Here is a 13549-nt window from a genome sequence, read left to right as displayed (position 1 = left end):
GTTTAATTGAAGTCAGAAAATACCGCTTTATCAATGTCTGCTCTACCTTTTTAGCGTCTTTTGTCTCAACTCACTCTAGTTTAGATGGATTCACAACCAGCGAACACCTATAAGGGAAGCATTCTAGTCGTAGACGACTCTCCCGACAACCTGCGGATTTTGTCGGTAAGTCTCACAAACCTCGGCTATAAAATTCGCTGTGTTACTAACGGTGAAATGGCACTGGTGAGTGTTAAATCGTCCCCCCCAGACCTAATCTTGCTAGACATTCGCATGCCAATACTGGATGGTTATGCAGTCTGTCAACAGTTAAAGACTGATCCAGATACAAAAGACATTCCCATCATATTTTTAAGCGCCTTGGATGATGTAATTGATAAAGTCAAGGCCTTTGAAATGGGTGGAGCAGATTATGTCACCAAGCCATTTCAGGCCGCAGAAATCATAGCTCGCATTGCTCATCAACTAACCATTCAGCGTCTACAAAATCAGCTATCTAGGCAAAACCAGCAGTTACAGCAAGAAATTGAGGCCCATAGACGCACCGAAGCAGCACTGCAAGATGCAAAAGAGTCTGCGGAAATGGCCAACCGTGCAAAAAGTGAATTCATCGCTAAAATGAGTCACGAGTTACGAACACCCTTGAATACGGTTCTGGGTTTTTCAGGATTGATGGCGAATGATGAAACCCTCAAACAAGAACATCAAGACTATGTTTCTAGCATTCACAAAAGTGCTCAAAGTCTCCTTGGAATGATCAATCAAATTTTGACGATTACTCGCACCGAGTCATCTCAAATCAGTGTCAGCAAAAAAGAGTTTGATTTTTACTTATTTCTTGGTGAAATTATTTCTGAATTTCAATCTCAAGCTCAAAAAAAAGGACTAAATCTCAACATTGCTATCAGCCCTAATATCCCTAAGTATATCTATTCAGATGACAGTAAGCTACAGCAAATTCTGACTCAAGTTTTGAAAAATTCAATTCAATTTACGACATCAGGGCAAGTGAACTTTGAGGTTGTCCTAGGAGATAGTGACTGGCAAGGCTTACCCTTAAACGGCCACCCTAATCGCCACAGCCAACGACCTGTTGGCGTCTTATCTTTCACGATCGAAGATACCGGCTGCGGTATCAATCATCATGAGATAAATCAGCTATTTCAGGCCTTTACTCAGTCTGATTCACAGCCCCAGTCCGAAGGGGGGCTAGGGCTCGGCCTCTATATCAGTCACCAATACATTCAAGCTCTGGACGGACAGATTAATCTTACCAGTACCCCTGGGCAAGGGACCAAAGTGGCATTTCACCTGCCTATTCAAATGGCAACAGCAGTGTTGAATGTAACGCCAGTGGCTAATTCAGTAGAGATTGAGACGCTGGCGAACGAAGCTCCGGTCGGTTCGGCCTTATCCCTAGAGGCTGTTTCAGCTCTGATGGCTGAAGCCTTAGCAAATAAAGCGCTATCGATGGACTGGGTTGTCCGATTACATAGAGCCGCTACCCAGGGATTTGATCAGCAAATTGCAAGTCTGCTCCAACAGGTTCCCGGCGTTTATTTACCCTTGGCCAAGGTCTTAGCTGAGTGGAACGGAAACTTCCAGTTTGAATCAATCCTTACCATCACCCAACGGGTTTTAGATCAAAGCCAATGATGCCAGTCTATGGATAGTGTCCTCCACCAGGTGATTGAAGAGCAATGGTCTACTGTGGCAATTACGGCCTCTGTGGCAGAGGCGATCGCGTTGCTTAGTCAGACTCAACAGCCTTGCCTGGTGGTCATCGAGCCTGAGAGTTGTTGCTGTCTAGGTTTATTTACCGAGCGAGATGGCATAGCGCTAATAGCAAAGGACTGCAATACCCTGCATCAGCCTTTATCAGCGCACGTCAATTCTACAGTTCCCACGGTATCGATATCAGCCCTAGACTCCTTAGACACAGTTGCAGCGCTGTTTGATCAGCATCAACTCCCGGCACTACCTGTGGTGAACGATGCCGGCCAACCCATAGGCCTAATCACCCTAAGCAGCCTCTGGCGAGGGCTACGCCAGACCACCCAGCAAGCGACTGCCTCCCCCCTGGCAAGCCCTTCGCCATCTTCTGCAACCCTTGACCTAGAGCTAAATTTAGATCCGTTGGTCACTCTGGCACCCCAGGATATTCTCCAAGAACTCCAGCAGGCAAAAGCTCGGCTTGAGCTTTTTTTCACCCAGTCCCTGGATGGATTTTTCTTTATGATGCTGGATCACCCTGTCCGCTGGGACAACAGTGTGGATAAAGACCGCACTTTGGACTATGTCTTTGTCCACCAGCGCGTTACCAAAGTTAACGATGCGATGCTAAAGCAATATGGTGCTGAGCGAGAGCAGTTTATGGGGCTGACACCGGCAGTTTTTTTTGCCCATAATCTAGAGCATGGGCGGCAGGTCTGGCGACAGTTCTTTGATGCCGGCCAACTCCATGTGGAAACCCAGGAACGTAAATTTGATGGCACCCCGATGTGGATCGAGGGTGATTATATTTGCCTATACGATGAGCAGGGAAACATTACTGGCCACTTTGGGGTTCAGCGAGAGGTTACCAGTCGCAAATGTGCTGAGGCCAGCCTTAGGGAAAGCGAAGCCCGCTGGCAGTTGATTATTCAAGCCAGCCACGACGGCATCTTTGATATTGATCTGGCCACAGGTGTGGGGTTCTATTCCGATCGGTTTAAGGCCATGCTGGGCTATCAGCCCCATGAGTTTGCTAATACTCGAGAACAGTGGGTAGAACTGCTGCACCCTGACGATCGCGATCGCGTCCTTACCGCCAAGGCGGCCTACCTGGAACACAGACAGCCTGAGTTAATCCAGGAATATCGCCTGCGATGTAAGGATGGTAGCTATCGATGGATATTTGATCGGGTTTTAGCCGTTTGGGATGATGCCGGCAACCCCATCAAAGTCGTTGGTTCCTGCACAGATATTACCAGTCACAAGCAAACCGAAGCTGATCTAAAAAAGCGAGAACGCTACCTCGCCGCCCTGGTCGACATTCAACGGCAGTTGTTGGCCACCCAAGGGCATCATCACTACTATCAAGCGGTTCTTGAAACCCTGGGAGCGATCTCGGAAGCCTCCCGGGTTTACCTGTTTGAAAACCATTGGGATACTGCTGGAAATATGTTGATGAGCCAGCGAGCCGAGTGGTGTGCCGAGGGCATTCTCGCCGAAATCGACAACCCCGACCTGCAAAACATGTCCTACCTAGAGCTTTTCCCGCGCTGGGCTGCATCTCTGTCACGGGGTGAGAGTATTCATGGCCGTGTAGCCGATTTCCCGGCATCCGAGCGGTTGATCTTGGAACCCCAAGGAATTCAGGCTATTTTGATTTTACCGCTGCTATTAGAAGATCACTTTTTCGGCTTTATTGGGTTCGATAACTGCGAGTCAGGTCGCGGCTGGAATGCCGTGGAAATTGACCTTTTAAGCGCTGCGGCTGCCGCTATTTCCCTGCATCAAAGACATTTTCAAACCCACCAAAAACAACATCAGATGGAGCAGGCACTGCGGTTGATTGTAGAGGGTACTGCTGCCAAGATAGGCCAAGACTTTCTGCGATCGCTAGTGCGTCAATTAGCTAAAATCCTAGATGTTCGCTATGCTTTCATTGCTGAGTTGGTTGGACCAGACAAAAACCGGGCTCGCACCTTGGCCTTTTGGCAGGGCGATCAATGGGGGGATAACATTGAGTATGATTTGGCTGGAACTCCCTGTGAACAGGTGGCCGTCGGGGAAATTATTTACTACCCGGATTCTGTTCAATCCAGGTTTCCTCAGCATCAACATTTAGCTGATTTGGCGGCAGAGAGCTATCTCGGTATACCGCTGAACAATGCGTTGGGGGAGGTGTTTGGTTATCTGAAGGTATTGGATGATCGCCCCCTGCGAGATCAGGCGTTTTCCGAGCAAATTCTCCGGATTTTTGCGGCCCGGGTCGGGGCTGAACTAGAACGGAAACAGGCTGAAGACGCCATGGCGATACTGCTGACCCAAGCCCAAGACCAGGCTAGGGATCTAGAAAAAGCGAAGCAAGCAGCGGAAATCGCCAGCCGAGCTAAAAGTGATTTTTTGGCCCATATGAGCCACGAGTTGCGCACTCCTCTCAATGCCATTCTCGGCTTTACCCAGATTATCAACCGGTTACCTAACTTACCTGGGGATGTCCAGGACTACATCACCATTATTGGTCGCAGTGGCCAGCACCTGCTGACTTTAATTAACGATGTTCTAGAAATGTCTAAAATCGAAGCTGGTCGCCTCAGACTTCAGGTCCATGACGTTGATCTCTACCAACTGCTCGACAACATCTACGAGATGTTATCCCTCAAGGCAACGGCCCAGGGGCTAAACTTGACCTTTGAACGATTGTCCCAAGTCCCTCAATATATTACTGTCGACGAGGGTAAGTTGCGCCAGGTCTTGCTCAACCTGCTAGGGAATGCGCTTAAGTTTACCAGCCAAGGCCAGGTAAGCCTGCACATAAAAGCCACAGCTATCCATGGCGATCGCACGGCGACCATGACCCTCAGTTTTGCGGTGGAAGATACTGGTCCAGGCATCGCCCCTGAGGACGTACCTCGCCTGTTTAAGCCGTTTGTGCAGACCCGCACTGGGAAACAGTATAACGAGGGTACTGGGTTGGGGCTGACCATTAGCCAGAAGTTTGTACAGCTGATGGGCGGTACCATCACCGTCGAGAGCGTCGTTAACCAGGGCAGTATCTTTCGGTTTCAAATTCCCGTGACCTCAGCCTCGACAGCGATACATGCCGCAGAGCAACCAACGCAACGGGTAGTTGGCGTACACCCTTGCCATCTCCCCTGTCGGGTGCTGATCGTGGAAGACCATTGGGACAATCAGCAGGTATTACTAAAATTGCTGCAGCCGTTAGGGTTCGACTTACAGGTGGCCCAGAATGGTCAGGACGCAATTCTGCTGTGGGCGCAGTGGCAACCCCATGCCATCTTAATGGATATTCGGATGCCGATCATGGATGGCTATGAGGCCATCCAGCAAATTCGGGCTCAAGAGCAACAGTCTAGGGTTGCGACTGAGTTTTCCACTCATTTCGCGGCTCGCCCAACCACCAAGATCATTGCGGTTACCAGTGGTGCTTTTGATCAAGAGCGCTCGATTATTTTAGAGTCGGGCTGTGACGATTTTATTAGTAAACCGTTTCAGGAGCAGGAACTACTAACCAAATTAGCCCAGCACCTGGACCTAACCTACCAGTATGTCGCCCATAAGCGTCTGGAAAGAAAGGCCAATCAGGAATCAACCGTCACTTCCCTAGAACCTCCTAGACTGCTGACAGAGGCTCTCACCCTAGACGGCCTTCCGAAGGAGTGGGTGTTTCAGCTACACCAGGCGGCAACCCTAGGCCGAGATACGCACATCTTGCGGCTAATTCAGCAACTACCTGAGCCCCAAAGCCAGTTAAGTCGGGCGCTCAGCCAATGGGTTGAAGACTTTGAGTTTGAGCCCATCCTAGCGTTGACCAGGGCGGCTGGCTATGATTAAACACTGGGCCCAACATCTTTGGCGGCTACTGCCAGGGACAATCGCAGCGATCGCGATCGCGCTACTTTTACAAGGGCAAGCCTTTCAACCCTTAGAACAGATGGCTTACCGCCACCTCTTTGAGCTGCGAGGGTCGATGCCTTTAGACGAGCGTCTGGCTGTCATTGCCATCGATGATGCCAGCCTGAGGGAGCTGGGACGGTTTCCTTGGCCACGCCACTACTATGCCCAACTGCTCGATCGCTTAACTCATCAGCAGGCCAGTGTTGTGGTGATCACCCTGCTCTGGTCAGAACCCAGTGACGACGACGCCCAACTGGCTCAAGCCTTACAAAGGCAGGGGGTAACGGTGCTGGCCCAGGCCTGGGATACTGAAAATACGGCTTTAGTACCGGTGCCGGAGCTAGAGCAGGCCGCGATCGCCGTGGGCCATATTATGCGGCGAGAAGATACCGATGGGATCGTGCGTTCCCTCCCCCCCCTGTGGCAGGGGCAACCGGCGCTAGCGTTATCCGCGATCCAGTCCTATGGTCTGGTTTCGGGGCAAGTCACCCTGCCCAGTGTCGAGCAACCCCTGGGGCTCAATTGGGTCGGGTCAGCCACAGAATTCACGCCCTATTCCTTTGTGGACGTCCTGGAGGGCCGTATTCCGGCAACTGCCCTCCAGGACAAAATTGTGGTTGTGGGCGCAACGGCAGCCGGGCTCGATCCCCTGATCACCCCCTTTGATCGCAATCCACCCACCAGCGGCGTCTACCTCCAGGCCACAGCCATACACAACCTGCTGCAAAACAATGCCCTACGGCCTTTGGGTGGCCCCCGTCTCTGGCTAATATTGCTAGCGATTGCCCCTGGCCTCAGTTGGCTGATGGCCGGGTGGAACACGCCCCAGCAGCTGGTTGCCATGGTTGGGCTATGTAGCAGTTGGGGATTACTCAGCTTGCTACTGTTTCAGACCGATTATTGGCTGCCCACAGCGGCTCCCATTAGCCTGTTTATCGCCACTGCTGCCTTGGTTGCCCTCAGCGATCGCCTACGCGAAGACTACCTGCTGCGGCGTCAGGTCGCCCACCTGTGGCAAAACTATCACCAAGATTTACTCACCCATGCCCGCACTAGTGGGGTGAACTGGGAGTCCGCTGCCCCGCTGCCCCGCCCCCAGGGAGCGATACCGCAAGTCAGCCAGCTGGCCGACTTAGCCCAGCAGCTAGGGCGTTCCCAGGCTATGCAAATTGCCATTGCCCGCACCCTGCCGGTTGGCTTGCTAGCCGCCGACAGTGATGGTCGCATCTGGTTTTGCAATCCTGTAGCCAGCCAACTGTTTGCCATTCAGGTGGGCAACTCGATGCAGTCAGCGGTGGTGCCCACCTGGCTGAGTGCCGATCAGTGGCAAACTAGTCTAGAACAGCTCAAAACTGGGAACACTAGTCAATACAGGGGGCTGCATCGAGACCACCGCTGGTTTGACCTCAGCCTACAACCCTTACCCAGTTGTGTATCCCTTAACCGTCCTACTGTTACTTTTCCCTCCTTTGGCATCTTGCTACTCCTAGAAGAGATTACCGAACACAAGCAGGCTGAAGCGGCCCTACGCCAAGCCAAAGAGGCCGCCCTACGCGAGGCCCAACGGAGCGCAGCCGCCAGTCGGGCCAAGGGCGATTTTCTCGCCCATATGAGTCATGAATTGCGCACCCCACTGAACGTCATTCTAGGGTTTACCCAGGTGATGGGGCACGATCAGTCCCTCCACCTGGACCACCGCAACCATCTCAAAATTATTAACCGTAGCGGGCAGCACCTGCTGGGGCTGATCAATGACGTTTTGGAAATGTCTAAAATTGAATCGGGTAGAATTCAGCTTAATGCCACTCGCTTTGACCTGCATCATCTGTTGCGCGACTTAGTAACCATGGTTCAGGCCAAGGCTAAGGCCAAGGGGCTGGAACTGCGGCTTCAAACTGCCGATGACTTACCTCAGTACATCACGGCCGACGAGGGTAAACTCCGGCAAATTCTGCTGAATTTGGTTGGCAATGCGATCAAATTTACCAAGGCTGGCAGCATCACCCTGCGAGTTCACCAACGCCATGATCTGCCCCCGGCCCGGGCCATTACCTTGGCCTTTGAGGTTGAAGATACCGGTATTGGCATTGCCACGGAGGCCTTAGGGCAACTGTTTCAACCGTTTACCCAAGTCAATGCTAGCCACCAGACCGAAGCTGGTACGGGCTTAGGTCTGGCCATCACCCATCGGTTTGTGCGCCTGATGGAGGGAGACATCACGGTCCAAAGCACTTTAGGCCAGGGTAGCCTGTTTAAATTCCACGTTCAGGTGGCCCCTGCCCAAGCACCACTGCCCCCGACGGACTCACCCCAAGGGCGGGTGGTGGCGTTGGCGGCTAACCAGCCTACCTGTCGAATTCTGGTGGTCGAAGATCAGTGGGAAAATAGCCAGCTTTTAGCTAAATTGCTGACCCCTTTAGGATTTGAACTCCGTTTTGCCCAAGATGGTAAGGCGGGAATTACCCTGTGGCAACAATGGCAGCCTCACTTGATTTTGATGGATTTACGGATGCCAGTCATGGATGGGGTGCAAGCCACCCAAGCAATCCGAGCTATAGAATGCGACCAAGCCAATGCCCAGAGTTCACCCCACTCACTTGACCAACCGTCCTGCGGTCGCACGAAGATTATTGCCTTAACTGCCAGCCCTTTTGAGGAAACCAGGGCCAATGCGATCGCCATTGGCTGTGATGACTTTCTGCGCAAGCCGGTTCAAACCGATCTGTTGCTAGATAAACTTGCGGAACATTTATCCATTACCTATCGCCATCAATCCCCCCTTGATGCGGCCAAAGAAGCTAATTCTTCTGTAAATTCAGATATTTTATCGCCCCAGGCCCTAGCGACATGGCTAGCAGATATGCCGCCTGAGTGGGTTCAGGAATTGCACGATTTAGCCGTCAAAGGAGCCGATCGCCCAATACTGCAACTGATAGCTCAGCTCCCTTCCGCCTATGACCCCATGATTAAAACTATGACCCATTGGCTAGATAATTTCAACTTCGATAAGATAATTCAAATCACCCAGTCAAAACGTTAATCAATCTGTCTTCAACGATATAGAATCCCTATTTTTTGCAAAGAAAATATCACGGCATCAAACCTGGCTAGCTCATAAGTAATTATTCCTTAAGTCGCAACTTTGTAGTTTTAATATGGTTGACTCTTCAAAAGATGACCTACGAGACGATATTCTCTTAGTAGATGATACCCCAGATAATCTGCGGGTTTTGTCTGCCATGCTAACTAATAAAGGCTATGAAGTGCGGAAAGCCCTGAATGGCCAGCGGGCGATCGCCTCGGTCCAGTCAGATCCCCCTGATTTAATTTTGCTCGACATCAGAATGCCGGGAATGGACGGGTATGCTGTGTGCCAGCAATTGAAATCTGACCCTAAAACCTGTGATGTTCCGATTATTTTCATCAGCGCCCTTGATGACGCCTTAGACAAGGTCAAAGCCTTTGCTGTGGGCGGTGTCGATTATGTCACCAAACCCTTCCAGGAAATGGAAGTGCTGGCTCGCATTGAGCATCAACTCTGCATTCAGCGACTCAAACAACAGTTGCTACAGCACAACCACGAATTAGCTCGCTCGAATCGAGAATTAGAGCAATTTGCCCATGTGGTCTCCCACGACCTCCAGCAACCGCTTCAAAGCATTACGGGCTTTGCCAAGCTGATGCTAATTAAATATCAAGATCAGCTTGATGCCACAGCCCTGGATTACCTGAACCGAATCCAGGTTTCTGGCGATCGCATGCAGCGTTTGATTCAAGACCTATTAGCGTATTCCAAGGCAAGTTTATGGGAGTACCAAGACATGCAGGCCGTAGATCTAAATGGCGTACTTCAGCAAGTTCTCGAAAACCTCGATAGTACCATTAAGCATAGCCAGGCTTCCCTAGTTTTCGACTCACTACCCACCGTGATGGGCTACGAAACTCAGCTAATTCAGCTTTTTCAAAATCTGATTGGTAATGCCATTAAGTTTGTTGCCCCTGGGGTCAAACCTGAAGTTGAGATTTCCTGCTTATCTCAGGGGGAAAAGTGGCTATTTCAAATACACGACAACGGTGTTGGCATTGATGCCCAATCCCTTGAGAAAATCTTTGATATGTTTCAACGGACCAAGGCCACCCAAGGGTACTCAGGCACAGGCATTGGCTTGGCCACCTGTAAGAAAATCATTAAAAACCATGGTGGCCAACTATGGGCAACCTCTCAAATTGACAGAGGTACTACGTTTCACTTTACGGTAATGGGCGCTTAGGTCCTTAACAACTTAACAGTCATTGTAGCTTCACCGGCTTCTTTAGCGTCCCCACCAACTGGAGGACGATTTTTCAGTAATATGGCCCGTCACTTCCGTATTTCCCCCTACGTATTTTCCCGCAAAACCTCAGTGATTTAGCTTTTTCCTGTGGAAAACACGGTCCACGTTGATGTCACATTCATTTTTTAAGCTGTGAATTAAGTTGCACCTCAGAGCGACAAAAAATTTCACCTATCACGAGATCAGCTTAATGACATCGTCTAAATCCTATACAAAACCTCGCGGGCTATCCTGCCGCCCGTTGTTCGTAACGCTGCTGGTGGTCGGTAGCACCCTGCAGATTTTGGGGCCGGTGCTAGCTCAGGTAGCGGCCGGTACCGCCATTCGCAACACCGCTACGGCCACCTACGAAGACCCCGCCGCCCCTGGGGTGCAAATTGACGCCACATCAAACACGGTAGAAGTGGTGGTTGCTGAAGTGGCCGGTATTACCGTCACCGGAGACGCCGTCCAGAATTTGACCAACTCCGGCGGCCAAATTTTGCCCGGCGATCAGTTGGCCTACGATTTCGAGGTCACTAACGCGGGTAACTTTGACACCAATTTCTTCATTCCCAATAGTGCCACGATCACCGGGGCCGCTACGCCAGGTGCCATTGAGGTGTCCCTCGATGGGGGAGCAACTTTTGTCCCTCTGGCCGATGTTTCGACGAACGGTGTTTTGAATGACGTTACTCCCGCTGGTGACTCCATCCTGGTGCGGGTGCTGGTCACCGTGAATGCCAATGCCCCGTCCGGTGCCGATATTCGGGTGCAACTGGGGGACACAGGGCCGAACGACAACAGCCCCGCCACCCAAAACCAGCCCACCGATGGCACCAACGCTAATGAAGTCCGCGCCATTGGTGATGATCCGATTAATGGCCTGGTGGCCGCTAGTGCCGTATTGGTCAGCCAGGTGGGCAGCCAACCCCAGGCCTTTGCCACCCTGCTCAAGAGCCGCATCAATACAGACTTAGGTGAACCCGACGATCTAACCGATGTGGTCTTGACCTATGGGTTATCCCTGCGGGTAGAAGGGACCGCACCAGCTGGTAGTCCTGGCTTTGTGGCAGCGGCGTTGGCCGGTCAATCCATCAGCGTCAACGGTACCGTTGGCAACTACATCCTGGTCGCCGACGCGATTCCCGCTGGCACTGTGTTAACGGGTGTTCCCTCGGCCCCAGCCGGGTGGCAGGTGGTTTATACCACTGACATAACTGGCACCTTGGCCAATGCTGCGAACTGGACTACGGCAGCACCTGGGGACTTGAGCACCGTCACCCGAGTCGGCTTCGTTCGCAATACCGCTACTGAGACCGCCATTGCTGCTGGCACCACCGTGACCGGCTTCACCTTCCAGGTGGTGACCTCTGGGGTTGATCCGGTGGCAGGGCAGAGCATCGAAAACCTGGGCCAGGTGTTTGGTGCCACCGCTGGCAACCCTGATCGACTGGTCTACGACGAATCGGGTGACCAAAACCCCAACAACATAAACGATGACGGCACCCCTGGCCCCGGCATTTCCGACGGGGTGGCCAACAGCGCCACGCAAGGGGTAGACCCCAACAGCGGTGACAACAACCCCGCCACCGACAACCAAGGGATTGGCCCGGGGGGTGAGGTGAATATCTTTGTGTTGCTGCCCCCCGGTGCCCTGCTAAATGGCCCCCAGGGTCAGCCCGCCGCCGTTGGCCCCACCAACAACAACGATGACTTTACTAACCAGGCTCTTCCTGGCAATGTCACCCCCGACCCTGGCGCTGGCCTAGCAGCTCCGGTGACTGTCAGCTTTACCAACACGGTGCAAAATCCCGGCACAGCGCCGATTACCAACATCCTGTTGGTGCCGAGGGATTTAGCTGCGGTTGCTGGTATTGACGACACAGATTTGCCCGATGGCACGATTGTAGAAATTGTGTACGACGGCATCAGCGCTCCCTACAGCTATAACGAGGACACTGGCACCTTTACCTTTACCGGTGGGACGGGTACCGACACAGTGCGCATTAACAGCCTACCGGCGGGCACCTCGGTGGACTACACCGTGAATGTGACCTTGCCTACTGGCACGGGGCTATCAACGGAAAATGACCAAGGGGGCTATCCGGTGCCCGTGGTGGCCTTCTCCGATACTGGTGTGGTCAATGGCCAGCCCGACCCTGGCGAACCCCAAAACCTGACCATCAACCGCACCTACGTGGGCTATCTGCGCCTGTCGAAAGAGGTTCGGGTTCTGAATGCCAATGGCACAACAGAAATTGAGGGCTGGACCGATAGCCCTAACCCAGCCAACATCGTGCCAGGCAACATTCTGGAATACCGCATTGTTTACGAGAACATTTCCGAGGCCTCGACCGGTAGCGGCAACATTACCCTGAATGCCAACAGCGTGGTGATTGTTGAGAACGGCACCACGGGTGATTTGGCTGATGACACCAACCCCGGTAACACCTGGGCTCTGGAAGCCGATGGGGTGATTATCACCAGCAACGTCCAAGGTACAGCTACAGCCACCCAAGGTCCAATTGTGTTCGACAACGGTGGCGATCGCTCTGGACCGACCCAGGGCACCGATGTCGTTGAGTACCGGAACAATGTGGGCGTCGTGCAGCCCCAGGATGACGGTAGCTTTACCTTCCGTCGCCGCATCAACTAGGTCACCGGTGGGGAGCGGTCTGCGTTGATGCCTCCCCACCACCTTGACCGGTTCACATAACTCGTCCCATGGTTTTGCAAATTTTCTGCAGAGGTAATTGAACATGAAACGTCTATCTAAGCTCATTAGTGTAGGGGCTGCTGCTGCACTGGTCACAGTAACTGTCCCCTTGCTCGGCGGCACCCCTGTTTGGGCCAGCCTACAACAGGCCAGCCAATCGGTGATTGAGAGTTTGCAACGCCAACCAGCGGTGCAATTGGAGTTGGCCGCCACAAAGCAGGTGATTGAAACCGATGACCAAGGGCAAACCAAGGAAACCTGGCAACCCCTCAGCGGTGAAAAGGCCGTGGTACAGCCTGGTGATCAGTTGCGATACCACCTGTCTGGGGAAAATACCAGCGATCGCAGCCTCAAAAACCTGGTGGTGACCCAGCCGATACCCGCTCAAACCATTTATGTGTTGGGGTCGGCTGAGGTCGGCGACAACGCTGGAACCGCCATCACCTACAGCATCGACAACGGCGAGACCTTTGTGGAAGAGCCCATGGTAGAAGTCACCCAGCCTAACGGTGACATTGTGCTGGAACCGGCTCCGGCGGACGCTTACACCCACATTCGCTGGGACTTTGGCGACCAGGTTCAGCCCGAAGTTAGCTTAACCGCCTCCTACGACGTGACGGTGCGCTAACGCCCCAGTTCCCGCTCCTAGGGCTACCCATTGCCCTGGGGCGGGGAACCCAGCCGGGGCAATCGCCCCGGCCCCAACCAGAACTAGCCACGATGTCCCCCTGTGATCTGCAGACGAGCTACCCCGAGCCTCGTCTGGATGGAGCTGAGCGCCCATTTTTCCCATTTGTTTCTCCGGTGCATGGCTCAGTTCAGCCTCATCGCTAGCCTTCCCTGCTTGTTTTGTTCTGCCGCAATACCGTCCCTCGCAAGTCTTCGGCAATGT

The 13549-nt window shown here is 52.7% G+C and carries 6 protein-coding genes; all 6 read left to right on the top strand.

Annotation, left to right across the window (positions count from 1 at the left end; genetic code table 11):
- Positions 1 to 84 precede the first annotated feature (84 nt).
- Complete coding sequence (locus tag E1H13_RS00120) at positions 85 to 1656, top strand: response regulator (protein ID WP_169611367.1); 1572 nt, start codon at positions 85 to 87, stop codon at positions 1654 to 1656.
- A gap of 9 nt (positions 1657 to 1665) precedes the next feature.
- Positions 1666 to 5562: an ATP-binding protein gene (locus E1H13_RS00115; RefSeq protein WP_169611366.1), complete on the top strand. Its 3897-nt coding sequence runs from the start codon at positions 1666 to 1668 to the stop codon at positions 5560 to 5562.
- Positions 5555 to 8665: a CHASE2 domain-containing protein gene (locus E1H13_RS00110; protein ID WP_169611365.1), complete on the top strand. Its 3111-nt coding sequence runs from the start codon at positions 5555 to 5557 to the stop codon at positions 8663 to 8665. Before E1H13_RS00115 ends, E1H13_RS00110 begins: the two co-directional genes overlap by 8 nt.
- A 115-nt stretch (positions 8666 to 8780) precedes the next feature.
- The gene (locus tag E1H13_RS00105; RefSeq protein WP_169611364.1) at positions 8781 to 9896 is read left to right on the top strand and encodes a response regulator; all 1116 of its coding nucleotides are present in this window, start codon (positions 8781 to 8783) and stop codon (positions 9894 to 9896) included.
- A gap of 253 nt (positions 9897 to 10149) precedes the next feature.
- Positions 10150 to 12597 (top strand): hypothetical protein, encoded by a 2448-nt coding sequence (locus E1H13_RS00100; protein WP_169611363.1) that lies wholly within the window; start codon positions 10150 to 10152, stop codon positions 12595 to 12597.
- A 103-nt stretch (positions 12598 to 12700) separates the two neighbouring features.
- Positions 12701 to 13285 carry a DUF11 domain-containing protein gene (locus E1H13_RS00095; RefSeq protein WP_169611362.1) on the top strand — a complete coding sequence of 195 codons (585 nt, stop codon included), beginning with the start codon at positions 12701 to 12703 and terminating at the stop codon, positions 13283 to 13285.
- Positions 13286 to 13549 lie beyond the last annotated feature (264 nt).

Origin of the sequence: Nodosilinea sp. P-1105, assembly GCF_012911975.1 — a bacterium.
GTDB lineage: Bacteria > Cyanobacteriota > Cyanobacteriia > Phormidesmidales > Phormidesmidaceae > Nodosilinea.
This window is presented reverse-complemented; position numbering and strand designations above follow the sequence as displayed.